A 23,914-nucleotide genomic window follows, 5' to 3' on the forward strand; every position below is an offset into this window, starting at 1 on the left:
CTCGCGGCGGGCCGCCTCACCCCAGGGTCATCAGGCCGTCACGAGCCGTCAACACCCGTTCGGTGATGTGCGGGTCATGCGCTGTGGGTGACAGCGCACGACGGCTCGTACGTGACCGCCTCGTACGCCCTCGTCGTCACCACGGGCGCCCCCCGGTCGACCTCGCACCAGATCCGCTTGCCGGCCCCCTCGGACTGCCAGCCCCACCGGTCGGCGAGCCCGTCGACCAGTTCCAGTCCGCGCCCGTTGGTGTCGTCGCCCTCGGCGTGCCGGGGCTTCGGCGGGCAGGCACTGGTGTCGGCGACCTCGACCCGGACCGTGCCGTCGTCAGCGGTGCCGAAGAGCATCCGCAGTACGGCCGGACAGCCCGTATGCACGACCGCGTTGGTGACCAGCTCCGAGATGAGCAGGATCAGGGTCTCGGCCAGTGGCTCGTCGGCCCTTATCCCTGAGCCGACAAGCCGTGAGCGCGCCCACCTCCGGGCCCGTCCCACCTCGGCGGGGTCGGCCCCTACCTCCAACTGCACTTGAAGCACCTGCACCGCTCACACCATCCGAACCGGCGGACACATCGCCTCGCGTCTCCACAGGGTCACGGAACGTGATTCCCTTACGAGACAGCATGGTTGACGTACAGTCACCGCAACAAGCGCTTCGGGCATATTCCAGCGCGAAGGAGTACGCGTGATGCATACTGTGCGACGCACGTTGCGGGGAGTCGAACAGGGGCACGCAGGGCGCCCCCGCACGGTGCGAGCGGCGCACATCCCGCGGCCCGGAGTCACCACACGGGCGACGCCGGGACAGCTGCGCATCACAACCACTCGCATCCCACGGAGCGTACCGGAGCGCACGCCGACTCCGGGCCGTGACGAGTCACGCGAAGGACACAACCCGATATCGACGCACGGTAATCGCTCACCAGTCGCAGGATCAGCCGCCGGGCCGACTCGGCGGCCCGGCGGGGCGGTGCGCCCTAGGCGCCGGGGGCGGCGGGGCCGGCAGGGTCGTCGGGTCCCGCCGTGCAGTAGTAGCGGGCGAAGGCGGAGAGGATCTCCTCCTCGCCGATGAGACCGTCACCGTCCGCGTCCAGCGCGGTGGATACGGCCTGCGCGGTGTCCTCGGCCACACCCAGCACGCGCAGCACCCGGGCCGCGGCCTGCGGGGCGACTCCCGAGCCGTCCTCCTCGGCCGCGACGGCGACCACCGCGTGCAGGAAGGGGCGGGCGATCTCGGCGAACCGCTGCGGGTTGTCCCCCAGCCGCTTCACCGCGCCCGTGACGAACTCCTCGCGGCTGACCCGCTGGTCCCCGTCCACGTCGGCGATGCCCGCCATGCCCTGCCAGAAGGCCTCGGCGCCCGTGTAGAGCGCCTGTCCCTTGTCGCAGCGGGCCGCCGTGCCGAACTCGGCCAGCAGTGCCGCCGCGGCGGCACTGAAGTCCTCGCGGTCGATGTATCCGTTGCCGTCCTGGTCGAAGCTGGCGAAGCGGGCGGCCGTCTTGCGCTCGTACTCTGCGCTGTCCATGGAGGGAGGGTACGACGTGGGCGGGCGGACCGGCGCCCTCTCAGGCGGAGAGCGCCTGCGCCTCGTCGTCGGCGGCCGTTGCCACGTCGGGGAAGACCTCGAAGAGGCGGCGTACGCCGAGGGCCGCGAGCACCCGGTTGACGTGCGAACCGTCGACCGCGCCGCGGGCGGGCAGGATCAGCCGCAGGTCGCCGCCGCAGGAGTGCATCAGACGGCGGGCGGCGATCATGACGCCGACCCCGCTGGAATCGCAGAAGAGAACCTCGGACAGGTCCAGCACCACGCGGTGGCGGCCGTGCGCGACGGCTTCGTGCACGTGCTGGCGGACGGCGGGCGAGGTCACCAGATCCAGCTCTCCGGAGACGTGCAGTACGGCCCAGGCGTTGTGCTCGGCCTCGATCACCTTCAGCGTCACGCGTCCGGACCTTTCGTTCTGCCGATGCGGAAGTCGTCCTTCCACTCGCGGCTGCCCCGCCGCTCTCCCACGAAACACTCCCTGCCCCGGAAGGACCGGAACGAGGGGCCGGATCATTATCATCCCGGACCGGGACGCGGACACACTTACCGTAAAGGGGCATGCGTTGTCAGCGGCTCGCACTACATTCGAAAAGGAGTGACGAGGGGCGCAGGGCACGTGGTGGGCAGGATCACAGGGCTGGGGGCCGCATGGGGAAGGACGCACCGCCTCGCTGGGACCGCAGGATGCAGCAGCGGCTCGCGCGCGGCGAGGCGGCGGCGCTCGGCGAGCTGTACGACAGGTTCGCTTCGCTGGTGCACAGCCTCGCCCACCGGGTGCTCGACGACGACGCGGCCGCCGACCAGATCACACGCGAGGTTTTCGGTCACGTCTGGGAGAACCCGGACGCGTACGACCCCAAACAGGGCTCGATGAGGTCCTGGGTGGCCGGGCTCACACACCGGCAGGCCGTGCAGCGGCTGCGGCAGACCGGGGCCGCGGCACTGACGGACGGCGGCGACGGCACCTCGGAGGAGCTGGAGCAGAGGGTCCGCAGGGCCTCGGCCGCCGCCCGCGCGGACTACATCGTGACGTCGATGCCGGCGCCGCTGCGGGCCGCGCTGGAGCTCGCGTACTTCCAGCGCAGGGACTACCGGCAGACGGCGGCCGACCTGGGGGTCACCGAGGACGAGGCGCGCAGGCGGCTGCGGCTCGGGCTGCAACTGCTGTCCACGGCGAACCCGCACCACCAGGACGGTCTGCCGTTCCCTCCCGGATGCGGACAGCACGGATGAGCGGGGGACACGGGCCGGACGGACCGGAGCCGCCGGAGGACCGGACTCCGCGCATCCCGGCGCCGAGAGCGGCGGCGGACGACCTCGACGTGCCGGCGGCGGTGGCGGTCCCGCCCCCGCCGCCCGAGGCCCTCTCCCACGACGTGCTCAAGTCGCTGCTGGGCGCTTGGGCGCTGTCCGCGTGCGCGACCGACGAGACCAAGGCGGTCGAGGACCACCTCACCGAGTGCGCCCCCTGCGCGGAGGAGGCCCTGCGGCTGCGGGACGCGGTCGGCCTGCTCCACACCGAGCGCAGCCTGGACCTCGACCCGCTGCTGCGCAACCGCGTGCTCGACGGCTGCCTGGGCCGCCGGCCCGCGCGCGTCCCCGTCCCCGGCTGGACCACGCCGTACGACGCCGAGACGGCGCGCCTGGACGCCCTGCTGCGGGACATCGGCGACTCGGAGTGGCACGCGCCGGTGCGCCTCAAGTGGTTCGCCGGCGAGGAGGCGACGACCCGCAGAACGACCGTCGCCGGGGTCATCGGCCACCTGATGACCGTCGACGGCCTGGTCGCGAAGGCGCTCGGCCTCGACGACCCGATGGGCGCGGCAGGACCGGAATCGCCGTCGGAGCGCACCGAGTCGTACTGGCGCTCCTCCCGCTTCCCGCCGACCCGCACCGTCCGCGAACCGTGGCGCGAGCAGAGCCACGCCCTCATCCGCACGGTGTCCTTCGCGGGCCGCGGCGCCGCCGAGCTCTCCGTCTCGTACGGCGACTTCGCCCTGCCCCTGCGCGACGCGCTGCTGGACCGCGCCTTCGAGTGCTGGGTGCACGCCGAGGACATCGCGGACGCGGTGCACTATCCGTACGAGCCGCCGACCGCCGCGCACCTCAACCGCATGATCGATCTGGCCGCCCGGCTGATCCCGGCGACCCTCGCCGCCCGCCGCAGAGCCGGTCTCGCGGCCCCGGCCCGGCACCTGGTGACGCCGGGCTCGCCCGGCCGCTCGCTCCACCTGGAGATCGAGGGCGCGGGCGGCGGCGACTGGTACATCCCGCTGGACTCCCCGGCGGCGGTCGGCTCGGCCGCGCACAAGGTGGCCCATGTCGCTCTGGACGGCGTCGAGTTCTGCCAGCTGGCCTCGGGCCACGTGCCGCCGCAGGACGCGGCGGCGGGACAGAACGGCGACCGGGAGGCGATCCGCGACGTGCTCTTCGCGGCGGCGTCCCTGAGCCGCCTGTAGGCCCGTGGGCCCGGCCCGCCTCACCGGCCTTACGCGCCTACGCGCCTACGCGAAGATCACCGTGCGGCGGCCGTTGAGCAGGACACGGTGCTCGCTGTGCCACTTCACCGCCCGCGCCAGCGCCTGGCACTCCACGTCGCGGCCGATCGCCACCAGCTGCTCCGGCGTCACGTCGTGGCCCACCCGCTCGACCTCCTGCTCGATGATCGGGCCCTCGTCGAGGTCGGCCGTCACATAGTGCGCCGTGGCGCCGATGAGCTTCACACCGCGCGCGTGGGCCTGGTGGTACGGCTTGGCGCCCTTGAAGCTCGGCAGGAAGGAGTGGTGGATGTTGATGATCCGGCCGCTCAGCTGCTTGCACAGGTCGTCCGAGAGGACCTGCATGTAGCGGGCCAGGACGACCAGCTCGACGTTCTCGGAACGTACGAGCTCGAGGAGCTGCGCCTCCGCCTCCGCCTTGTTGTCCCGCGTCACCGGAATGTGGTGGAAGGGGATGTCGTACGAGCCGACCAGCTCGGCGAAGTCCGTGTGGTTCGAGACGACCGCCGCGATCTCCACCGGCAGGGCGCCGGTCCGCGACCGGAAGAGCAGGTCGTTCAGGCAGTGGCCGAACTTGCTGACCATCAGCAGGATCCGCATCCGCTCCTCGGGGCGGTGGATCTGCCAGTCCATCCGGAAGGAGTCACCGATCGCGGCGAAGCTGGCCCGCAGCTTCTCCACGGTCACCGGAGCCTCCGCCGAGAAGTGGACCCGCATGAAGAACAGGCCCGTGTCGTGGTCACCGAACTGCTGGCTGTCCTCGATGTTGCATCCGGTCATGAAGAGGTAGCTCGACACGGCATGCACGATGCCCTGTTTGTCCGGGCACGAGAGGGTGAGGACGTACTGGTCCGAGGAGGGCCGGTCCGACGGGGGCAGGAGGGACGGGGCGGGCTGCGGGGCACTCATGCCTCCGAGGATTCCACATCCGGCGGAGGTCAGGCCGCCCCGGTCAGAATGCGGATGACCTCCAGCGTGCGCGGTTCGGTGTCCGGGTCGTCCCCGTCGTTCGCCGCCAGCCGTACATGCGCCTCGCGCGCCGCCCGTACCGCCTCCGGCCAGGCGTGGTGCTCCAGGTACGCCGAAACGGGGGCGTCCGCGCCCACCTGGTGCATGATCTTCAGCACCCGCAGGACCGCGGCGTCGACGAGCGAGGCCTCCTGGGAGTCCCGGAAGATCGTGCCGACGTACTTCTCGGCCGACCAGTTGTCCAGCCAGGTGTCCTCGACCAGCCGGTACACGGCGTCTGTCACGTCTCCGTAGCCCTCGATGCCCGCCAGCCAGCACTGCTGCTGGAAGACGGGGTCGGAGAGCATGTGCAGCGCGGATCGCACGTTCGTGCGCCAGCGCCACCACGGCATGTCATTGAGCGGCATGCCGCCCATGGTGGGGGAGCGACGGCCGCGACGGGAAGAGTTCATCGAACCTTGCACGGTTGCAAATCGTACGTTCCCTGACGGCACGGGCGTACGGGCCCCCGCAATTCACTTCGGCGTCACTCTTCGTTGAGACATGCTCACTCCTCCGTTACCCATGGGGCGGAAGTGTGTGCGCACATGACCGGACGGCGAAGCCCTTCCTCTCCCCGCACATTTCTCTCGAAGGCCGCGGCCTTAATAGCCGCGGGTACGGCGACGGCGGTAGGGGCGTCGATGCTCGCCGGCTGCGCACTGCTCCCTGGGGCCTCGGGGGACTCCAGGGAGCCCGTGACCGTCATGACGTGGGCCCCCGAAGGAACCCCGGCCACGAACATGCCGGGCATGCCCGCCATGGCGAAGGCCTACGCCCGCTGGGCCAACGCGAACGGCGGTCTCGCGGGTCACGAGCTCAAGGTCGTCACCTGCAACGAGCACAACACCACCGTCGGCGCGGCCCAGTGCGCCAAACAGGCCGTGCGGCAGGGTGTGATCGCGGTCGTCGGCTCGTACAGCCAGCACGGCCGGGCCTTCATGGCGCCGCTGGAGACCGCCGGAATCCCTTACCTCGGCGGCTACGGCGCCTCCGACAAGGAGTTCAACAGCCCGCTCTCGTACCCCGTCAACGGCGGCCAGGCGGCCCTCCTCGCGGGCAGCGGCAGGCAGCTCGCCCGCGACTGCGACCGCGTGGCCCTGGTACGCCCCGACACGGTCGCCGGTGACGACCTGGCGACGCTCCTCGGTTCGGGCCTCGCGGAGGGCGACCGCAGGGCGGCCACCGACATCCTGGCGGCGGAGGACGCGAACGACTACACCGCGCAGGCACGGGAGGCGCTCAGCAGCGCGGGCGCCTTCGACGCGTACGGGACCGGGACCGGCTGCGTCACGGCGGTGCTCGGCGACCGTACGGAGACGTTCTTCGACTCGTTCCGGAGGCTGGAGCCGGAGGTTCACGGGAACGTCCGGGTCGCGTCGGTCCTCGGCAGCGTCGGGCAGCCGCTCCTCGACCGCACGGGCGGCAAGGACGGGCCCTTCGAGGGTGCGTACGTCACGGGCTGGTACCCGGTGGCGAGCGACGCGCGCTGGGACCCGATGCGCAAGGTGATCCGGGAACACGCCTTCGCGGACAACCGGATCGACCCGGCCGACACCGGGGTGCAGACCACCTGGATCGCGTACACCGTGCTCAAGGGGATCATCGAATCGCTCGCGGAGGACGGCACGGACAGCGTTGCGGCGTCCGACGTGGTCGGTGCCCTGAACCAGAACGAGGGAGTGGAGACGGGCGGCCTCACGCCCACGCTCAGCTGGCGCCTGGATCACCTGCTGGCGGCACGGGACTTTCCGCGCATCGTCAACAGGTACGTGACGTTCCAAGTGGTGCGCCGGGGACGGCTGGTGTCGGTGAAGGAGGGCTTCGTGGACGTGGGCGAGACGCTGGTGCAGGCGCCTTCCGCGGGCTGACGCACCGGGAGACGGGAGGAGGGGGACGGACGCCCGGACCGGGCGTCCGTCCCCCTCCCTGTTCCTGCCGTCCTGCCGTCCTGGCTCCTGCTCGCCGGCCGCGGTCAGAGCTGCGTGGCGTCGCGCTCCGTCAAGCCGTAGCGCTTCGCTATCGCGTTCCACATGCCGACGGCTTCCTTCTTCGCCTGCGACGCCTTGCCGCTCTCGCGGTTGCCCGCCTGCTGCTGCGGCGTCGACTGCGCGTGCCCCTTCCTGCAGCCCTTCTTGCCCGCGACCTGGTCGGCCCAGGCGGCGTAGTGGTTGTCGGCCGCGGCCGACGCCTTCCAGGCGCTGGTGAGCGAGGCCGAAAGCTCGGTGTGGTTCGGCAGCTTGTCGACGGCCAGGCCCCGGAGGCGGGTCACCAGCTCGTTGCGCTGCTTGGCGGCGGCCCGCAGGTCGCTCGCCGCCTTCGGCAGGTTCTTGCAGGCCCCGATGGACTGGACCGCGCTGATGACGGAGGCGCGGCTGTCGTTGCTGTCGGCGAGCAGCGCGTCGAGCGACTCGGCCTGCGGCTCGGCCGGGTCGGGGGCGGCCTGCGGCGAGGTCTCGCCCGCCGGTGAACTCACCGCGGCGACCGGCTTCTTGTCCTCGGGCTTCTCCTCCTCGCCGCCACTGAGCAGCGCGCCCGCCCCGAGGCCGAGCACGGAACAGCCGACGACGACCGCGGCGATCAGCACCAAGGGCGAGTTGCGCCGGCGCGGGGCAGCCCCTGCGCCCCCTGCGGGGGCCGCGGGCATGGGGGCCGCGGGAGGCACGGGCATCGCGGCCGGAGCCTGCGCGGCGGCGTTGCGGCGCGCGGCACGGCCCTGGGGGGCGGCCCCGAACTGCGGCTGCTGGTACGGCGGCTGCTGCTGAGGCTGCGCCTGGGGCTGTCCGTCGAAGTGCGGCATCTGCCGGGTGGCCTCCGCCGCCTGCGGCCCGGTGCCGGCCCGGAAGAGGTTGTCGAACTCGGCGGGCGGCTGCCGGTCTTCGGGGCCGCCGGGGCGGATGCCGAAGGGGGCGCCGGCGGGCGCCTCGGGAACGCCCTGGGCGTTCGGCACGGGCGGGAGGTACTGCGTGGCGTCCGCGTCGCCCGCCGGGCCTCCACCGGGAGCGGGCGCGGGCGCGTTCTGGTGCCGGCCGAGGAACTGCGTCGAGTCCGCCGGGTTCTCGGGCGGCAGGGCGCCGGGTCCGGCCGGCGGCACGGGCGGGAGGTACTGCGTGGCGTCCGCGTCGCCCGCCGGGCCTCCGGCGGGGGCCTCCGGGGGCAGGGGCTGCGGCTGCTGAGCGCCGTACTGCTGCTGCGGCTGCTGGGGCAGGGGCTGGGAGCCGTACTGCTGCTGCGGCTGCTGTGCCGGCTGGGCACCGTACTGCGGCTGCGGCTGCTGGGGCAGGGGCTGCGCGCCGTACTGCGGCTGGTGCTGCTGCGTTCCCGGCTGCGGCTGCGGCAGAGCGCCGGGCTGCTGGGCGCCGTACTGCTGCGTCCCGTACTGCGGCTGCGGCTGCGGCTGCGGCGCGCCGTACTGCTGCTGCGGCTGCTGCGGGGCGGCAGCGGGCTGCTGAGGGCCCCACGGCCCGCCCCACGGCTGTCCACCCGCCGGAGCCACCCGCTCCTCGGGTGCCCCGGGCACCCAGGGGCCACTGCCGTCCGCGGGCAGCACGACACCCTCGTGCGCGGGCGGCCGCGCAGCGGGAAGCTGCGACTCGTCACCCTGTCCGCTCTGCGTCACCGGGACTCCTACGTGTGGACGTATGTGTGGACCTACGGAACCGTCGGTTCACGCTACCGGGTGACACCGCGCCTTTGCCACGCGCCCACCGTCCCCACACACACCGCCGGAGGTCCGGCGGGGAGTCCTGTGACAGGTTGTGCCCTTAAGGCCCCGTTAAGGACCCCGTCAGGGCCCCGCCGGGCCCAGCCGGGCCCCGCCGGGCTCCCGGAAAAGTCCCTACGCCGCCTGCATCTCCAGCCGGGCGCCGAATTCCCGCACCGCGGGCTCGTCGCGGTACGGCTCCAGCCGCTGCTGGAAGTCCTCCAGGTACTCCGCCCCCCGGTTCGACCGCACCGTGCCCAGCAGCTCCACCGCGCGCGTGCCCGTGTCGCAGGCCTGCTCGATCTCGCGCTGCTGGACCTGCGCCGTGGCCAGTACGACCAGACCGATCGCCCGGCGCCGCGTCCGCGTTTCCGGATGACCGTCCAGGGCCTCCTGGGCGCGGCGCGCCGCCGTTTCCCCCTGCCCCAGGTCGCGGTGGCAGTGCGCCAGCTCGTCGCAGAGGTAGGCGTGGTCGAAGTGCGCGATCCACGCGGGGTCGTCGCCCGTGCCGTCCCCGGAACGCTCCAGCGCGCCCAGCGCCCTGGCCGCCATCGCGTCGCAGGCCCGCGCGTCGCCCATCAGCGCGTGCCCGCGCGCCTCCGCCGCGCAGAACATCGCCTCCGCGCGCGGTGTCACCCGTCCCCGTGCCCCCTCCTGCGCCGCCCGCGCCAACTGCGCGATCTCGCGCGGGTTCCCGAGCTGGGCGGCCAGGTGGCTCATGGACGCGGCCAGTACGTACCCGCCGTAGCCGCGGTCGTCCGCCGCCTGGGCGAGCCGCAGGGCCTGGATGTAGTAGCGCTGCGCGAGCCCCGGCTGGCCGGTGTCGACGGCCATGTAACCGGCCAGCTCCGTCAGCCGCGCCACCGCCGCGAAGAGGTCCCGGCCGACCGATTCGCGGTACGAACCGGAGAGCAGACCGGACACGACGCTGTTGAGGTAGTGCACGACGACCGGCCTGACGTGCCCGCTGCCGAAGCGGTGGTCCAGCTCCACGAGGGCTTCCGTGGTCGCCCGTACCGCCGCCACGTCCGACGCGCCGACCCGGCCGCCGCCCGCCGTCCTGGCCACCTGGGTGTCCGCGCCCGTGATCAGCCAGTCACGGCTCGGCTCGACGAGCGCCGACGCGGCGACCGTCGTGCCCGACAGGAAATCGCGGCGCCCCACGTCGCTGCGCCACAGCTCGCAGACCTGCTCGATCGCGCCGGGCACGGTCGGCGAGAACTGGAGGCCGATCCCGGAGGTCAGGTTCTTGCCGTTGGCCATGCCGATGTCGTCGATCGTGACCGTACGGCCGATCTTGCGCCCGATCGCTTCGGCGATGATGCCGGGTGCGCGCCCGCGCGGCTGCTGTCCGCGCAGCCAGCGGGCGACCGATGTCTTGTCGTACCTCAGGTCGAGACCGTGTTCGGCGCCGCACATGTTGACGCGGCGGGCGAGCCCGGCGTTGGAGCACCCGGCTTCCTGAATGAGCGCCTGCAACCGTTCGTTGGGCTGGCGGGCGACGAGAGGCCTGGCTGCCATTGACTACCCCCTGGTGCCGCAGTGGTCCGTGAATCATGGACTGAATCACGCTGATCACTGCCCGGCGGATATGCAGAGAATGCCGAACATGCCGGAAGAGAACGGTATTGGCGGCCTTTTGGCCGTCATTCCCGGGCTTCCGTACCTGTGGTTACCCGCCCGCAGCCCTCCAGCCGCATGCGCGCCCCCGGCCATGCACCGGTGCGCCCCGCGTGCAGGATCGATGCTCCTCCCGCAAGGCGGCGCACGCCCGTAACCCGCGGTGACGGCGGGAGTTGAGCTGTTCGTGGAAGAGACCATCGGAGTCACGGACGCCGCCCAGATCCCCCATCAGCGCGGCGATCAACTGCTGGACAGCGCCGTGCGGTACGCGGAAGAACGGCACTGGGACGTGTTCCCCGGTACCTGGCTGGAGGCGGACGAGGGGGTCGAGCGCTGCTCGTGCGGCGTCCCCTCCTGCGCCTCTCCCGGCGCGCACCCCGCCACCGCCGACTGGGCGGCCCAGGCGACGGGCAGCGCCACCGCGGCACGCCGCCTGTGGTCGAAACAGCCGAGAGCGTCGATCCTGCTGCCGACGGGCCGCTCCTTCGACGCCCTGGACGTACCCGAGTCGGCCGGGTTCCTGGCGCTGGCCAGGATGGAGCGCATGGAGCTGACGCTCGGTCCCGTGACCTGCACCCCCGACCGCAGGATGCTGTTCTTCGTCCTGCCGGGAGCCGGTGCCAAGGTGCCCGACCTGGTACGCAAGCTGGGCTGGACACCGACCGCGATCGACCTGACGACGCGGGGCGAGGGCGACTACGTCGCGGCGCCTCCGACCCGGCTCGGCGGGATGGGCGCGGTGCAGTGGGCGCGCCGCCCCACACCGGCCAACCGGTGGCTGCCGGACGTGGAGGAACTGATCAGTCCCCTCGCCTATTCCTGCGGGCGAGAGGCAGCCGCGGCGCGCACACGCCGACCGTAGGGTGTTCCCCGTAGCGGGACGGGGACACTTGGAGGCTGTGCTGCATGCGTGACCGGGCAGTGGGACCGGAAGAGGCGGGCGGAGCGCACACTGCGCCGCCCGCCGCCGTACGTGCAGAGGGCCTGTGGAAGCGGTTCGGCGAACAGATCGCCGTCGCCGGCATCGATCTGGAGCTGCCCGCGGGCAAGTTCATCGGCCTGGTCGGGCCGAACGGGGCGGGCAAGACCACCACCTTGTCGATGGTCACGGGGCTGCTGCGCCCCGACGCGGGAACGGTCCTGATCGGCGGGCACGACGTGTGGCGGGACCCGGTCGCGGTCAAGGCCCGGATCGGCGTACTGCCGGAAGGGCTACGGCTCTTCGAGCGGCTGTCGGGACGTGAACTCCTCGCCTACTCCGGCCGGCTGCGGGGGCTGCCCGGCGACGAGGTCGACAAGCGGGCGACGCAGCTCCTCGACGTACTCGACCTGGCGGACGCGCAGCACAAACTGGTCGTCGACTACTCGACCGGCATGCGCAAGAAGACCGGCCTGGCCGCCGCCCTGCTGCACAATCCCGAAGTGCTCTTCCTCGACGAGCCCTTCGAAGGCGTCGATCCCGTGTCGGCGCAGACGATCCGCGGCGTACTGGAGCGGTACACGGCGTCCGGCGCGACCGTCGTCTTCTCCAGCCATGTGATGGAGCTCGTCGAGTCGCTGTGCGACTGGGTCGCGGTGATGGCGGGAGGGCAGATCCGCGCCCAGGGAACGCTCGCAGAGGTACGGGGCGACGCGCCCTCCCTCCAGCGGGCCTTCCTCGAACTGGTCGGCGCGAACGGGCGGGACAGCGGGGAGAGCCTCGACTGGCTGGGCGGCGGCGCCCGGTGAGCGCGGGCGCCACGGCCGTTCCCGGGAAGAGCGAACCGGCCGTTCCGGGGAAGGGCACGCCGGGCGTCCCCGGGATCACCTCCGTCTTCGTACGGCTGAAGCTGTCGCTGCTGCGCAACGGGCTGCGGCAGTCGTCCGGCCGCAGGGCCGCGTACATCGCGTCCGCGGTGTTCGCGCTGCTCTTCGCGGCGCTCCAGCTGATCGGCCTGATCGTGCTGCGCGGGAACGAGCACGCGGTGACCGTCGTGGTGCTGCTGACGGCCCTTGCCGGGGTCGGCTGGGCGGTGATGCCGCTGTTCTTCCCCAGCGGCGACGAAACGCTCGACCCGTCCCGCCTGGTCATGCTGCCGCTGCGGCCCCGGCCGCTGGTCCGGGCGCTGCTGACGGCGTCACTCGTGGGCATCGGACCGCTGTTCACGTTCTGCCTGGCTCTGGGGACGGTGATCGCCGTGGCGCGCGGCGCGGCGGCCGCCGCCGTCGGTGTCCTCGCCGTGGCGCTGACGCTGCTCCTGTGCGTGGCGCTGGCGCGGGCCGTGGCGGCGGCGAACGTGCGGCTGCTGACCAGCCGCAAAGGGCGCGATCTGGCCGTGCTGAGCGGCCTGGTGATCGCCGTCGGCATCCAGGTGGTCAACTTCGGCGCGCAGCGGCTCTCCAGCGCGGGCGGGCTCGCGAGGCTCGATCCGGTCGCGGACGTACTGAGCTGGGTGCCGCCGGCGTCGGCGATCGGCGCCGTGGACGCGGTGGGCGACGGGGCGTACGGCCGTGGCGCGGCCCAGCTGCTGCTGGCCGTGGCGGCGCTGGCAGCGCTGCTGTGGTCCTGGGAGCGCAGTCTCGTCAGGCTGATGACGTCCCCGGACGGTTCGACGCTCCAGGCCGCCGAGCCGGCCCGCAAGGAGTCGTCGCCGGGGTTCGGCGGCCGGTTCCTGCCCGGCGGGCGTACGGGCACGGTGATCGAGCGCAGCCTGCGGTACGTGCGGCGGGACCCCAAGACCAAGGCCGCGTGGGTGACTTCACTGGCGATCGGGCTGATCGTCCCGGTGTTCAACGCGCTCCAGGGAACGGGCACGGTCTACTTCGCGTGCTTCGCGGCCGGGATGCTCGGCATCCAGATGTACAACCAGTTCGGCCAGGACACGTCCGCCTTCTGGATGGTCGCGGCGACGATCTCCACCACACGGGACGCGTACGAGGAACTGCGGGCGCGCGCCCTGGCGCTGCTGGTGATCACGCTTCCGTACACGGCGCTGGTCACCGTGGTCACGGCGGCGCTGGTGGGGGACTGGCGGGCCCTTCCCGAGGCGCTCGGACTGTCCTTCGCGCTGCTGGGCGCGATGCTGGCGACGGGAGCGGTGACTTCGGTGCGCTTCCCGTACTCGATCCCGCAGGACAGCGCGCACAAGAACGTCGCTCCGGGGCAGGCGGGCCTCGCCTGGATCTCGATCCTCGGCGGCATGGTCGCGGCGGCACTGCTGTGCGCTCCGCTGATCGCGCTGACGATCTGGCTGCACGTGGCGGACGGGCGGGGCTGGCTGTGGCTGGTGCTGCCGCTGGGTGCGGCGTACGGCGCGCTGATCTCGTGGGCGGGCGTGCGCTGGGCGGCGCCGCAGGCGGCGGCGCGGCTGCCGGAGATCCTGACGGCGGTCAGCAAGGGCTGACCGCCGGGCACGGACGGCTCGGCGGCCACCGGCCCCCGCCGGTGGCACCTGCCGCCCCCTCCCCCTGGGCCCGGCCGCCGCCTGCGGCCCGCCGGAGCGGGGGCGACGGCCACCCGGGGGAGGCGGGCTCACAGGCGCCTCCGGGCGGCTCAGGGGCGGCTCAGGGGCGGGGTGACGGGCTCCTCGGCGGTCGCCTCCAGGAAGGGCTCGATCGCGGCGCGCCAGCCGTCCGGCCGGTCGTAGTGGATGAGGTGTCCCGCGTCCACCACCTCGGCGTACTGCCCGCGCGGCAGGACCCTGACCATCTCCTGGGCCTCCGCGCGGCCCAGTTCGCCGTCGAGGCCGCGGACCACCAGGGTGGGGCACCGGACCAGCGCGAGCTCCTCCCAGTGGGCTTCGTACACCCAGGTCTCGCGGGAGGCGAGCATCTGGCGGCGGGAGAAGAGCGGGTACCAGCCGTCGGCGCGCTCGGCCATGACCTCGGCGAAGAACTCGCCGCGGCCCGGGCTCGGCCGCTCCACCCAGGGGTCGTCCTCACCGAACCACTTGCGGACGTCGGCCAGCGTGGCGAACGGGACGGGCCAGGACTTGAACCAGTCCTCCCACTCCCGTTGCGACGCGGCGCCGAGCGCACTGGCCCGCATGTCGCAGATGACGACGGCGCGGACGAGATCGGGGCGCTTGGCGGCGAGCTGCCAGGCGGTGAGGGCGCCCATGGAGTGGCCGATGAGGGTGACGGGCGCGAGGCCCAGCTGCTCGACCGCGGCTTCGGCGTCGGCGACGTACGCCTCGCGCGTGTACGGGCCGTCGGCCGGCTTCTCGCTGCGGCCGTGTCCGCGCTGGTCGAGGGCGACCGCGCGGTAGCGCTCGGAGAGCCAGCGCGCGGTGCCCGCCCAGTGCGCGGCACGGCCCATCAGTCCGTGGAGCAGGAGGACCCCGGAAGCCCGGTCGGTCTCTCCGCTCCCTTTGGGCGGGTCGGCGAACTCCCAGGCCGCGAGGCGTACGCCGCCGGCTCCGGTCACATCGATGCGCCGCACCATATGTCCTGGCACCCCCTTCGTCCCCCGGGTGGTCCATTGATGAGTGGTCGAGCCCAGCGAGACTATCGAACCCGCATTCGAAAACACGGTTTTGGCGCGCAACACCCCTCGTTCGAGTGACCACTCTCAAGGGTTGGCTCCCGCTGCCGAGGGGAGATCTTCATCGGGAGGCGGGCCGCTCGGGGAAGACGGTCCGCGGGGGCCGACCCTGGGAGCTCGGGGCTCCGGGTCGGCACAGGGGAGGACGGGCTCCGGCGCCTCAGGGCGCCGGAGCCATCCCTTTGCCGACGGACAGCCTCCCGACCGACAGCGTGAACACGAGCGGCACCCAGCGGGTGCCGGCGCGACGGGCGCATCCCCTGCCCCCTCCCCCACCGAACCGGACGACTGAACCGGACCGACCGGACCGACCGGACCGGACCGACCTGGCCCTGCCGGACCGGACCGACCGGACCGACCTGGCCCTGCCGGACCGGCCGGCAGACCGGCCGACGGCCCTCACGTCATGTGCCTCCGTCACAGCCTGGCACGCGATCCGCCCGGTCGCTGGGATTCCGGAGGATCGCCGGACCGGCCCCAACCACCGCCGGACCGCGGAACGTTGCCGCCGGGACACCGGTGTCAGCGCTTGGCGACAAAAACGTGCGAGGCCACCTCGGCGCCGAGCTCCGCGGCCTCACCACTGCTGCCGACGAGTACCCCGCCGGGCGACTCCGTCACGCTCACGACCGATCCGGGCTGCACACCCGCACGACGCAGCGTGTACATCAGCTGGGCGTCCGTCTGAATCGGCTCCCCGATCCGGCGTACGACCACGGTCTTGCCCTCCGGACCCGGCTCCAGGTCGTTCAGGCTGACCATGTTCTCGTCCAGGAACGGATCGGCCTCGGCCTTCTCGCCCAGTTCCTCCAGACCCGGGATCGGGTTCCCGTACGGAGACTCCGTCGGGTGGCGCAGCAGCTCCAGGACGCGCCGCTCCACCGCCTCGCTCATCACGTGCTCCCAGCGGCAGGCCTCCGCGTGGACCTGCTCCCACTCCAGGCCGATCACGTCGACGAGCAGGCACTCGGCGAGCCGGTGCTTGCGCATCACGCGGGTGGCGAGCATCCGGCCCTCGCCGGTCAGCTCCAGATGGCGGTCGCCCGCCACCGTCACCAGACCGTCGCGCTCCATGCGCGCCACGGTCTGACTCACCGTCGGTCCGCTCTGGTCGAGCCGCTCGGCGATACGGGCGCGCATGGGGACCACGCCTTCTTCCTCGAGCTCGAGGATGGTGCGGAGATACATCTCCGTCGTGTCGATCAGTCCGGACATACGTGCCCCTCGATTACTCGTGCGCTGGCCCTGACCCAATTCTGACGCATAGCACCGGCAACCGTGTCGCGCCGGTGGGAAGCCGTATTGACACGGCACTGGTCCAGACCGCAACGTGATCCGCGCCACCGTCGTACGACGTACCGCTGGAAGGGGCTCCTCCGCGATGAGCGAAAGCAAGCTGGCCGGTCAGTTCTTCGACGCCGCGATCGGGCTGCTGCACCGGGTCCGCGACGAGGAGGCCGGGAACATCGCGGCCGCCGGCGCCGCCATCGCCGGCACCGTGGCCGCGGGAGGCCGGCTCTTCGCCTTCGGCGCGGGCCACTCCTCGCTCGCCGCCCAGGACGTCGTCTACCGGGCCGGCGGCCTCGCCCTGATGAACCTTCTCGCCGTTCCCGGGACCGTCGGCGTGGACGTCACGCCCGCCACCCTCGGCTCCGCCCTGGAACGCGTCGACGGGCTCGCGGGAGCCGTGCTGGACAGCAGCCCCGCCGAACCGGGCGACGTACTGGTGGTCATCTCGCTGTCGGGCCGCAACGCCCTGCCGGTGGAGATGGCGATGAACGCGCAGGCGCTCGGCCTGAAGGTCATCGGCGTGACCTCGCTGGCGTACGCGCGCGAGACGAAGTCCCGGCACGTCTCCGGCACGTACCTCAAGGACCACTGCGACATCGTCCTCGACAGCAAGATCGCGGTCGGTGACGCCGAACTCACCGCGGAGGGAATCGAGGCACCCTTCGCTCCCGCCTCGACGGTGGTGACGAGCGCCCTGATGCAGGCCGTCCTGGCCACGGCGGCGGGCGACCTGGCGGAGCGCGGCATCGAACCGCCCCTGCTGCGCTCGGGCAACGTCGACGGCGGCCACGAATGGAACGGCCGCGTGATGACGGAGTACCGCGACCGGATCTTCTTCCGCCGCTGAGCGAGCCCGGCCGGCGGCTAGGACCCGCGCAGGCACTGGTGGAGGTCGATCGCCGCCGCCACGCGCACGGCGATGTTCTCCGCGTACGCCGCGTCCGGGCGCTCGAAGGCGCTGCGGCTCGGACCGCGCAGGAACGTGGCCACACCCAGCGTCCTGCCGCGGCTGCGCAGCACCACGCACAGGGCGTGCACGGTGTCCTCCGGCCACTGGCGCTGCGCCGCCCAGTCCCGCGGGCCCCCGCTCGCCCGTACCGAGCCGAGCCGGTCGAGGCACTGGAGCGCCGGATGACCGGACGGGTACGGGACCGGGATCCCGGCTCCGCCGGCCGCCGGCAGGCACGGGCCCGGGGCGCCCGACGGCGTGGCCGCCGCCCGGACCAGGCGGGCCGGGTGGTCCCCCGCGGTCAGGTCGACCAGCGCGTGGTCGGCGAAACCGGCGAGGGCGAAGTCGAGGTACGACAGCGCGGCCTCCATCGGGTCCTCGCACTCGGCGGCCGCGCGCCCCGCGCGGTGCAGCTGGTTGCCGCGGAACCGCTGCTGCGCGGCCTCCTGTTCCGCCGTCTTCGCTTCGGTGATGTCCTGGAACAGCCAGCCGACCCCCAGCGGAACCGGCTCCTCGGCGAGCGGCGAGGCCAGTCTCAGGAAGCCGCTGCGCCAGCACCGACGCCGTCCGCGCTTCCCGCCCGGCTCCGCCGCCCGCAGCGTCACCCACAGCTCCGCGGGGGCCGGGGGCGTCCCTTCCGCCAGTACGTGCTGCAGAGCGCCCTCCAGCTCCTCCACGCCCTGCACGACGAGCTCCCCCAGGGGGCGGCCCAGCAGCGCCGTACGCCCCACGCCCAGCGCGCGCGCCGCGTGCGCGTTGACGACGGTCGGGCGCAGGTCCACGTCCACCAGGACGACGCCCCAGGACGCGTCCTCGAAGAGCGCCTCGCTCAGCGCGATCGCCCGCTCCAGGTCGATCTGCGCGTGCACCTCGCTGAACGCGCAGTACACCCCGGCGGGCTTGCCCTCCGCGCCCTGCACGCCCGCCGCCTGCGTCCGCACGAGGACGCGCCCGCCGTCCTTGCGAAGGAGCGCGAATTCGTGCACCTGCCGGCCCGGAGCGTGCATCGCCGACATCAGCCGTCCCTGCACCTCGTCCGCGTCCGCCGGCCGCGCCGCCCACCCCGCGAATCCGGCCCGCCCGACCGCCTCGTCGGCCGTCCACCCGAGGATCCGCTCGGCCTCACGGTTCCAGTGGGTGATCACCCCGTCCGCGTCGAAGGCGCAGAGCGCGGCGTCCATGCCGTCGAGAAGCGCGGCGAGGAGACCGCCGGAACCCGGCCCCGGCCCGTCGGGACCGAACGCATCGGCGGTCTCGCCCATCCGGGAAGCACTCACCCGGCACCCCCTGCAGGTGTTCGCCTTCTCTGCACTGCTTGCACTGCTGAACCCGGGATCATTCAACTGGAACGTGACGCAGCACACACCTGGTTCAGGGAAAAAGATGCTCCCGGTAATTCGGTTGTGGGGAGCGGGACAGGTTCTTAGGCTTGCAGTACACGTGAAGGGAGGTGGTTCGGAAGTGATGTCATTTCGGACTCGTGAGGTGACTGCGGGCTGACGGCCCGTCGTCGCACTTAGTGCAGGCCGGCAGGGTGTCGGCCGAAATCCCAAGCAGTCACCGACCCGCGGGCTCGCCGGTAAGTCCGGCCGGCTCCTCTCCGGAGGAACCAGAGCCCGCGGGTTTCTGCGTTCCACGGGCCCTCTCGGGCGTACGGGCGGCATACGGGCCCGGGGGCTTGCGGGGCCCCTACGGGCAGAGGCGCTCCACGCGCCATGCGCCGTCCTCGGCGACGTACCGCAGGCGGTCGTGCAGGCGGTTCGCGTGGCCCTGCCAGAACTCCATCGTCTCGGGAACGATCCGGTACCCGCCCCACTCCGGAGGCACCGGTACGCGCTCCGTCTCGGGGTAGCGCGCCGCCAGTTCGCCGTAGCGCGCGAGCAGCTCCTCGCGTGACGTGATCACCGACGACTGCGCGCTCGCCCAGGCCCCCAGCTGCGAGCCGTGCGGGCGTGTTCTGAAGTACGCCGCCGTCTCGTCGCGGCCGATCCGCGCGGCCGTACCGGTGACTATCACCTGGCGTGCGACCTGGTGCCACGGGAAGAGCAGGGAGACGTACGGGTTGGACGCGATCTCGCGTCCCTTGCGGGAGGCGTAGTTCGTGAAGAAGACGAAGCCCCGCGGGTCGTACTTCTTGAGCAGGACCGTGCGGGACGAGGGCCGGCCGTCGGGGGTGGCCGTGGAGAGGATCATGGCGTTCGGTTCGTGGAGGCCGCCGGCGGCGACCTGCCGGAACCAGTGGTCGAACTGGCCCATCGGCTCGGCTGCGAGTTCCGCCTCCGTGAAGGCTTCGCTGCGGTAGTGCTCGCGCATGGCGGCGGGATCGAAATCTCGGTTCGGCACGGTGCCATCCTGCCGCAGTGGTCCAGTCTGCCCGGCACCCGGTGCCACCAACCCTCTGCGCGGGAAATGGGGAAGTGTGCCGGTAATCACGCTTCCCCGCATCGGCGGAACCCGCCAAAATGTGGGCGCCGGGCACTGTGACCTCCATACAGCAGGGGATATCGTGCCTGCTTCCGAAGCGGTTGGGTGACCACCTGCCGCGCGGGGAATCGCCGGGGTGGCCGAGGGCGCCTGAAACCTGACCCCTGGTCGTGAGCCGCTTGTCGATGCTTGTCGAACACATCATGAGGAGCCGCCTGATGTCCGACTTCGTACCCGGTCTCGAAGGGGTCGTCGCGTTCGAAACGGAGATCGCAGAACCGGACAAGGAGGGCGGTGCGCTCCGTTACCGGGGGGTCGACATCGAAGACCTGGTCGGGCACGTGTCCTTCGGGAACGTGTGGGGCCTGCTGGTCGACGGCGCGTTCAATCCCGGGCTGCCGCCCGCCGAGCCGTTTCCGATCCCGGTCCACTCCGGTGACATCCGCGTGGACGTGCAGTCCGCGCTGGCGATGCTCGCGCCCGTGTGGGGCCTGAAACCGCTGCTCGACATCGACGAGCAGACCGCGCGCGACGACCTGGCGCGCGCCGCCGTGATGGCGCTGTCGTACGTCGCCCAGTCGGCGCGCGGGCAGGGCCTGCCGATGGTGCCGCAGCGGGAGATCGACAAGGCGGAGACCGTCGTCGAGCGCTTCATGAAGCGCTGGCGCGGCGAGCCCGACCCCAAGCACGTCAAGGCCGTCGACGCCTACTGGACGTCGGCCGCCGAGCACGGCATGAACGCCTCCACGTTCACGGCGCGGGTGATCGCGTCGACCGGCGCGGACGTGGCCGCGGCCCTCTCGGGCGCGGTCGGTGCCATGTCCGGGCCGCTCCACGGTGGCGCGCCCTCGCGCGTCCTGGGCATGATCGAGGAGATCGAGCGCACCGGGGACGCGGCCGCGTACGTGCGGCAGGCCCTCGACAAGGGCGAGCGTCTGATGGGCTTCGGCCACCGTGTGTACCGTGCCGAGGACCCGCGGGCGCGCGTTCTGCGGCGTACGGCGAAGGAGCTGGCCGCGCCGCGCTTCGAGGTCGCCGAGGCGCTGGAGAAGGCGGCTCTGGAGGAGCTGCACGCACGGCGTCCCGACCGGGTGCTCGCGACGAACGTGGAGTTCTGGGCGGCGATCGTGCTGGACTTCGCGGAGGTCCCGGCGCACATGTTCACGTCGATGTTCACGTGTGCGCGTACGGCCGGCTGGAGCGCGCACATCCTGGAGCAGAAGCGCACGGGCCGCCTGGTGCGGCCTTCCGCGCGGTACGTCGGTCCCGCGTCGCGCAGCCCGCAGGAGGTCACGGGTTTCGACGACATCGCGCGCTGAGCGGTTGTACGGCCGCTCAGGGGCCGGGGCTGCCCGCTCCCCGGCCCCTCCGGCGTTTCACGTGCGCGCAGGTGTCAGTCCGGCGCGCCGTCGAGTGCGCCGTCGAGCAGGACGGCCCACTGCGTCACCACGCGCCGGCGTCGCGTCGCGTCGTCGGTGAGGAGGTTGGCGAGGCCCAGGCCGCGGGCCATGTCGAGGAGGCCCTGGACGGTCTCGCGTACGCCGGGAACCGTTTCGTCGGCGCCGAGGAGTTCCACCGCGATGCGGTGTGTCTCGCGGCCGACGCGGCCTTCGAGTTCGGTGACGCGGGGGCCGAGCTGGTCCTCGTTGGACGCGGCCACCCACAGGTGGAGGGCGGCCCGGAAGAGCGGCCCCGTGTAGAGGTCGACGAGGGCGCCGACGACGGCCGCGCGGTTGGCGGCGCCTTGCGGGAACAGCGCGCGCAGCGCCGTGGAGCGCTCCTCGGCGACGTACTCGACGGCTGCGGTGAAGAGGTCCTCGCGGGTCGGGAAGTGGTGCTGGGCGGCGCCTCGCGAGACGCCGGCCCGTTCCGCGACGAGGGTCACGGTGGAGCCCGCCCAGCCGCGTTCGGCCAGGCAGGACACGGCGGCCTCCAGGAGGCGCTGTCTGGTGGCCCTGGAGCGGTCCTGCTTGGGGGCCTTGCCCGTGGCCGGGGACAGGGGCGGGGCCGGGGTGGAGGTGGGGGTTGGGGTCACAGCACCCATGCGGGGTCCCGTCGTTCGAGGAATGCCGTCACGCCCTCGGCCGCCTCCCGTGAGGCGAACAGGCGCGCGGAGTGCTCGACGAGCGTGTCCGCGTCCCGGTCGAAAGCTGCCAGCACTGTAGCCGTGACCAGGCGCTTGGACTCGGCCAGCCCCTGGGGGGAGGCCCTGCGCAGTCCGTCGAGCACGGGTGCGAGCGCCTCGTCCACGTCGTCGGACGTGAGGGTGACCAGTCCCGTACGGGCCGCCTCCGCCGCGTCGAACCGTTCCCCGGTCAGGTAGTAGCGGGCGGCGGCGCGCGGGTCCAGGCGCGGCAGCAGCGGCATCGAGATGACGGCGGGGGCCAGTCCGAGCCGGGACTCGGTGAACGCGAAGCTCGCGCCGGGCCCCGCCGCGGAGATGTCGCACGCGCCGAGCAGTCCGAGGCCGCCGGCCCGTACGTGTCCCTCCACGCGTGCCACCACCGGCTTGGGCAGTTCGGTGATGCTCCGCAGGAGGGCGACGAAGGCCGCCGGGTCGGGCGGGGACTTGAGGTCGGCGCCCGCGCAGAACGTGCTCCCTGTGTGGGTGAGCTGCACGGCCCGTACGGCGGGGTCCTTCGCGCAGGCGGACAGGGCGTCGCCGAGTTCGCCGACGAGCCGTGCGGACAGCGCGTTGCGGTTCGCCGGCGAGTCGAGGGTCAGGGTGGTGATCCCGCGTTCGTGCGCGGTGGGTACCAGGGTCATGCGCGGTCCCCTTCACGTGCGCGCAGGGCGCGCAGTTCGCGCCTGAGGATCTTTCCGGAGGCGGCCCTGGGGACGCTGGTGAGGAACGCGACGCGGCGGACCTTCTTGTACGGGGCGACGCGTTCGGCGACGTACGCCGTCACGTCGTCCTCGGTGAGGCGGGCGGACGGCTGCGGGACGACGTACGCCATGGGCACCTCGTTGCCGTCCGCGTCGTACACGCCGATGACCGCCGCGTCCGCGATGTCCTCGTGGGTGAGGAGGAGCGCTTCGAGTTCGGCCGGTGCGACCTGGAAGCCCTTGTACTTGATGAGTTCCTTCACGCGGTCGACGACGAAGAGCCAGCCGTCCGCGTCGGTCCTTCCGACGTCGCCGGTGTGCACCCATCCGTCGGCGTCGATCATGGCGGCGGTGGCGTCGGGGCGGCCGAGGTAGCCCTTCATCACCTGGGGGCCCCGGATCGCGATCTCGCCCTCCTCTCCGACGCCCACGTCCTTGCCGGGGTCGTCGAGGGAGAGGATGCGCATCTCCGTTCCCGGGAGCAGCTTTCCGACCGTTCCCGGGGGCGGGTTCGGTGCGTTCCGGGGAACGACGTGGGTGCCGGGGGACAGTTCCGTCATGCCGTACGCCTGGAGGACGGGCGGCAGGCCGAGGCGGTGCGAGCAGGCCCGGGCGAGAGCGGCGTCGAGCGGGGCGGCGGCGCTGACGATGTACTCCAGGCTGGACAGGTCGTACGTGGTGACGGAGGGGTGCTTGGCGAGGGCCAGGACGATCGGCGGGGCGACGTACAGGCCGTTGATGCGGTGCCGGTCGATCGCCGCGAGGAACTGGGCGAGGTCGAAACGCGGAAGTACGACGACCGTCGCACCGTTGCGCAGGGGTGCGTTCATGAGGGCCGTGAGGCCGTAGATGTGGAAGAACGGGAGAACGGCGAGGATGCGGTCGCCGGGGCCCATGGGGATGAAGGGGTCCAGTTGCGCCAGGTTGGTGGCGATGCTGCGGTGCGTCAGCATCACGCCCTTGGGGACGCCCGTGGTGCCCGACGAGTACGGGAGTGCAGCGACGTCTTCGGACGGGTCGATGGTGAGCCGTGGTTCGGGTGCGGTCGAGGCGAGCATGTCGAGCACCGACCGGTGTCCCTCCGCGTGGTCGCAGACGAAGATCTCCTCGATTCCGCCGACGAGTTCGGCGGCCCTCCGGGCCACGCCGAGGAGCGGTGAGACGGTGACGATCCAGCGGGCGGAGGAGTCGGTGAGCTGCTTGGCGAACTCCTCCGCCGTGGACAGCGGGTGGACGGTCGTGACGGAGGCCCCGGCGCGCGTGGCGGCGTAGAAGACCACCGGGTAGGCGATGGTGTTGGGGCTGTGCAGGGCGAGTACGTCGCCCTGCCGCAGGCCCGCCTCGGTGAGCGCGGCGGCGACGCGCCGGTGGAAGGCGTCCAGCTGGCTGTACGTGATCGTGTCACCGTTCGTCCCGTCGATCAGGGCGGGTGTTCCGCCGTACTCGGCGGCCTTTCCGAGCACCGCTTCGTGGATGGGCAGTTCGACGGGCTCTACGGACGCGTACGCGCTCTGGAACGCCATGACGG

22 protein-coding genes are annotated in these 23,914 nt (G+C 72.3%); 8 read left to right on the top strand and 14 right to left on the bottom strand.

Translation table 11 applies throughout. The features are described from left to right. Window positions 1-74: 74 nt before the first annotated feature. The 3 genes from ACWD0Y_RS02130 to ACWD0Y_RS02140 form a co-directional block, all read right to left on the bottom strand. A complete protein-coding gene (locus tag ACWD0Y_RS02130) occupies window positions 75-542 on the bottom strand; it encodes an ATP-binding protein (RefSeq protein ID WP_450258564.1) in 468 nt (155 codons plus the stop codon). A gap of 434 nt (window positions 543-976) precedes the next feature. After that, the gene (locus ACWD0Y_RS02135; RefSeq protein WP_450258565.1) at window positions 977-1,525 is read right to left on the bottom strand and encodes an EF-hand domain-containing protein; all 549 of its coding nucleotides are present in this window, start codon (window positions 1,523-1,525) and stop codon (window positions 977-979) included. A 40-nt stretch (window positions 1,526-1,565) separates the two neighbouring features. Continuing rightward, on the bottom strand, window positions 1,566-1,940 hold the full coding sequence (locus ACWD0Y_RS02140; RefSeq protein WP_093800374.1) for an STAS domain-containing protein: 375 nt from the start codon (window positions 1,938-1,940) through the stop codon (window positions 1,566-1,568). Window positions 1,941-2,191: 251 nt separating this feature from the next. Here ACWD0Y_RS02140 and ACWD0Y_RS02145 point away from each other — a divergent pair, with 251 nt between their 5' ends. After that, window positions 2,192-2,776, top strand: coding sequence for a sigma-70 family RNA polymerase sigma factor (locus ACWD0Y_RS02145; RefSeq protein ID WP_450258566.1), 585 nt, complete (start codon window positions 2,192-2,194; stop codon window positions 2,774-2,776). Continuing rightward, entirely contained in the window at window positions 2,773-4,002 is a 1,230-nt protein-coding gene (locus ACWD0Y_RS02150; RefSeq protein WP_450258567.1) for a maleylpyruvate isomerase N-terminal domain-containing protein, read from the top strand. Before ACWD0Y_RS02145 ends, ACWD0Y_RS02150 begins: the two co-directional genes overlap by 4 nt. Window positions 4,003-4,047: 45 nt before the next feature. Here ACWD0Y_RS02150 and purU read toward each other — a convergent pair whose 3' ends face one another. After that, window positions 4,048-4,950: a formyltetrahydrofolate deformylase gene (purU, locus tag ACWD0Y_RS02155; protein WP_450258568.1), complete on the bottom strand. Its 903-nt coding sequence runs from the start codon at window positions 4,948-4,950 to the stop codon at window positions 4,048-4,050. Window positions 4,951-4,979: 29 nt separating this feature from the next. Then, the gene (locus ACWD0Y_RS02160) at window positions 4,980-5,462 is read right to left on the bottom strand and encodes an SCO4402 family protein (RefSeq protein ID WP_450258569.1); all 483 of its coding nucleotides are present in this window, start codon (window positions 5,460-5,462) and stop codon (window positions 4,980-4,982) included. A gap of 135 nt (window positions 5,463-5,597) precedes the next feature. Between ACWD0Y_RS02160 and ACWD0Y_RS02165 the strand changes: the two genes are divergently transcribed. Then, complete coding sequence (locus ACWD0Y_RS02165; RefSeq protein WP_450258570.1) at window positions 5,598-6,920, top strand: ABC transporter substrate-binding protein; 1,323 nt, start codon at window positions 5,598-5,600, stop codon at window positions 6,918-6,920. A gap of 104 nt (window positions 6,921-7,024) precedes the next feature. Here ACWD0Y_RS02165 and ACWD0Y_RS02170 read toward each other — a convergent pair whose 3' ends face one another. Then, window positions 7,025-8,668 carry a hypothetical protein gene (locus ACWD0Y_RS02170; protein ID WP_450258571.1) on the bottom strand — a complete coding sequence of 548 codons (1,644 nt, stop codon included), beginning with the start codon at window positions 8,666-8,668 and terminating at the stop codon, window positions 7,025-7,027. Window positions 8,669-8,887: 219 nt separating this feature from the next. After that, the gene (locus ACWD0Y_RS02175) at window positions 8,888-10,273 is read right to left on the bottom strand and encodes a transcriptional regulator (protein WP_450258572.1); all 1,386 of its coding nucleotides are present in this window, start codon (window positions 10,271-10,273) and stop codon (window positions 8,888-8,890) included. Window positions 10,274-10,553: 280 nt separating this feature from the next. Between ACWD0Y_RS02175 and ACWD0Y_RS02180 the strand changes: the two genes are divergently transcribed. The 3 genes from ACWD0Y_RS02180 to ACWD0Y_RS02190 are packed head-to-tail and all read left to right on the top strand — an operon-like array spanning window position 10,554 to window position 13,758. Further along, a complete protein-coding gene (locus tag ACWD0Y_RS02180) occupies window positions 10,554-11,237 on the top strand; it encodes a bifunctional DNA primase/polymerase (protein WP_450258639.1) in 684 nt (227 codons plus the stop codon). Between the two features lie 44 nt (window positions 11,238-11,281). Further along, window positions 11,282-12,103, top strand: coding sequence for an ABC transporter ATP-binding protein (locus ACWD0Y_RS02185; protein WP_450258573.1), 822 nt, complete (start codon window positions 11,282-11,284; stop codon window positions 12,101-12,103). Next, window positions 12,100-13,758 (top strand): transporter, encoded by a 1,659-nt coding sequence (locus ACWD0Y_RS02190; RefSeq protein WP_450258574.1) that lies wholly within the window; start codon window positions 12,100-12,102, stop codon window positions 13,756-13,758. Before ACWD0Y_RS02185 ends, ACWD0Y_RS02190 begins: the two co-directional genes overlap by 4 nt. Window positions 13,759-13,907: 149 nt before the next feature. On the opposite strand, the gene ACWD0Y_RS02195 is transcribed toward ACWD0Y_RS02190, so the two are convergent. Together ACWD0Y_RS02195 and ACWD0Y_RS02200 are read right to left on the bottom strand one after the other, a co-directional pair. Then, window positions 13,908-14,798: an alpha/beta fold hydrolase gene (locus ACWD0Y_RS02195; RefSeq protein WP_450258575.1), complete on the bottom strand. Its 891-nt coding sequence runs from the start codon at window positions 14,796-14,798 to the stop codon at window positions 13,908-13,910. A 621-nt stretch (window positions 14,799-15,419) separates the two neighbouring features. Beyond that, window positions 15,420-16,112 carry a metal-dependent transcriptional regulator gene (locus ACWD0Y_RS02200; protein WP_450258576.1) on the bottom strand — a complete coding sequence of 231 codons (693 nt, stop codon included), beginning with the start codon at window positions 16,110-16,112 and terminating at the stop codon, window positions 15,420-15,422. A gap of 166 nt (window positions 16,113-16,278) precedes the next feature. Here ACWD0Y_RS02200 and ACWD0Y_RS02205 point away from each other — a divergent pair, with 166 nt between their 5' ends. Further along, entirely contained in the window at window positions 16,279-17,034 is a 756-nt protein-coding gene (locus ACWD0Y_RS02205) for an SIS domain-containing protein (protein ID WP_450258577.1), read from the top strand. Window positions 17,035-17,051: 17 nt separating this feature from the next. Here the strand turns inward: ACWD0Y_RS02205 and ACWD0Y_RS02210 are convergent, their stop codons facing one another. Both ACWD0Y_RS02210 and pdxH read right to left on the bottom strand, forming a co-directional pair. Continuing rightward, complete coding sequence (locus tag ACWD0Y_RS02210; protein ID WP_450258578.1) at window positions 17,052-18,413, bottom strand: PAS domain-containing protein; 1,362 nt, start codon at window positions 18,411-18,413, stop codon at window positions 17,052-17,054. A 412-nt stretch (window positions 18,414-18,825) separates the two neighbouring features. Then, window positions 18,826-19,449 carry a pyridoxamine 5'-phosphate oxidase gene (gene pdxH / locus ACWD0Y_RS02215; protein WP_450258640.1) on the bottom strand — a complete coding sequence of 208 codons (624 nt, stop codon included), beginning with the start codon at window positions 19,447-19,449 and terminating at the stop codon, window positions 18,826-18,828. 329 nt (window positions 19,450-19,778) lie between these two features. Between pdxH and ACWD0Y_RS02220 the strand changes: the two genes are divergently transcribed. Next, a complete protein-coding gene (locus ACWD0Y_RS02220; protein ID WP_450258579.1) occupies window positions 19,779-20,879 on the top strand; it encodes a citrate synthase 2 in 1,101 nt (366 codons plus the stop codon). 74 nt (window positions 20,880-20,953) lie between these two features. Here ACWD0Y_RS02220 and ACWD0Y_RS02225 read toward each other — a convergent pair whose 3' ends face one another. Genes ACWD0Y_RS02225 through ACWD0Y_RS02235 form a run of 3 tightly spaced genes read right to left on the bottom strand, consistent with a single transcriptional unit; the run spans window position 20,954 to window position 23,909 of the window. After that, window positions 20,954-21,604, bottom strand: a complete 651-nt coding sequence (locus ACWD0Y_RS02225) for a TetR/AcrR family transcriptional regulator (RefSeq protein ID WP_450258580.1) — start codon at window positions 21,602-21,604, stop codon at window positions 20,954-20,956. After that, a complete protein-coding gene (locus tag ACWD0Y_RS02230; RefSeq protein ID WP_450258581.1) occupies window positions 21,592-22,326 on the bottom strand; it encodes an enoyl-CoA hydratase family protein in 735 nt (244 codons plus the stop codon). The genes ACWD0Y_RS02225 and ACWD0Y_RS02230 overlap by 13 nt, the downstream gene beginning before the upstream one ends. Beyond that, the gene (locus ACWD0Y_RS02235; protein WP_450258582.1) at window positions 22,323-23,909 is read right to left on the bottom strand and encodes a 4-coumarate--CoA ligase family protein; all 1,587 of its coding nucleotides are present in this window, start codon (window positions 23,907-23,909) and stop codon (window positions 22,323-22,325) included. Before ACWD0Y_RS02235 ends, ACWD0Y_RS02230 begins: the two co-directional genes overlap by 4 nt. Window positions 23,910-23,914 lie beyond the last annotated feature (5 nt).

The sequence above is a fragment of the Streptomyces altiplanensis genome (assembly GCF_053591575.1).

Excerpts from the sequence above, each read along its gene's own strand:
- ACWD0Y_RS02135 (WP_450258565.1), bottom strand. The coding sequence starts at position 1,525 with ATGGACAGCGCAGAGTACGAGCGCAAGACGGCCGCCCGCTTCGCCAGC.
- ACWD0Y_RS02165 (WP_450258570.1), top strand. The coding sequence starts at position 5,598 with ATGACCGGACGGCGAAGCCCTTCCTCTCCCCGCACATTTCTCTCGAAG.
- ACWD0Y_RS02235 (WP_450258582.1), bottom strand. The coding sequence starts at position 23,909 with ATGGCGTTCCAGAGCGCGTACGCGTCCGTAGAGCCCGTCGAACTGCCC.
- ACWD0Y_RS02230 (WP_450258581.1), bottom strand. The coding sequence starts at position 22,326 with ATGACCCTGGTACCCACCGCGCACGAACGCGGGATCACCACCCTGACC.
- pdxH (WP_450258640.1), bottom strand. The coding sequence starts at position 19,449 with ATGCGCGAGCACTACCGCAGCGAAGCCTTCACGGAGGCGGAACTCGCA.
- ACWD0Y_RS02160 (WP_450258569.1), bottom strand. The coding sequence starts at position 5,462 with ATGAACTCTTCCCGTCGCGGCCGTCGCTCCCCCACCATGGGCGGCATG.
- ACWD0Y_RS02225 (WP_450258580.1), bottom strand. The coding sequence starts at position 21,604 with ATGGGTGCTGTGACCCCAACCCCCACCTCCACCCCGGCCCCGCCCCTG.
- purU (WP_450258568.1), bottom strand. The coding sequence starts at position 4,950 with ATGAGTGCCCCGCAGCCCGCCCCGTCCCTCCTGCCCCCGTCGGACCGG.
- ACWD0Y_RS02205 (WP_450258577.1), top strand. The coding sequence starts at position 16,279 with ATGAGCGAAAGCAAGCTGGCCGGTCAGTTCTTCGACGCCGCGATCGGG.
- ACWD0Y_RS02200 (WP_450258576.1), bottom strand. The coding sequence starts at position 16,112 with ATGTCCGGACTGATCGACACGACGGAGATGTATCTCCGCACCATCCTC.
- ACWD0Y_RS02195 (WP_450258575.1), bottom strand. The coding sequence starts at position 14,798 with ATGGTGCGGCGCATCGATGTGACCGGAGCCGGCGGCGTACGCCTCGCG.
- ACWD0Y_RS02150 (WP_450258567.1), top strand. The coding sequence starts at position 2,773 with ATGAGCGGGGGACACGGGCCGGACGGACCGGAGCCGCCGGAGGACCGG.
- ACWD0Y_RS02145 (WP_450258566.1), top strand. The coding sequence starts at position 2,192 with ATGGGGAAGGACGCACCGCCTCGCTGGGACCGCAGGATGCAGCAGCGG.
- ACWD0Y_RS02175 (WP_450258572.1), bottom strand. The coding sequence starts at position 10,273 with ATGGCAGCCAGGCCTCTCGTCGCCCGCCAGCCCAACGAACGGTTGCAG.
- ACWD0Y_RS02185 (WP_450258573.1), top strand. The coding sequence starts at position 11,282 with ATGCGTGACCGGGCAGTGGGACCGGAAGAGGCGGGCGGAGCGCACACT.
- ACWD0Y_RS02220 (WP_450258579.1), top strand. The coding sequence starts at position 19,779 with ATGTCCGACTTCGTACCCGGTCTCGAAGGGGTCGTCGCGTTCGAAACG.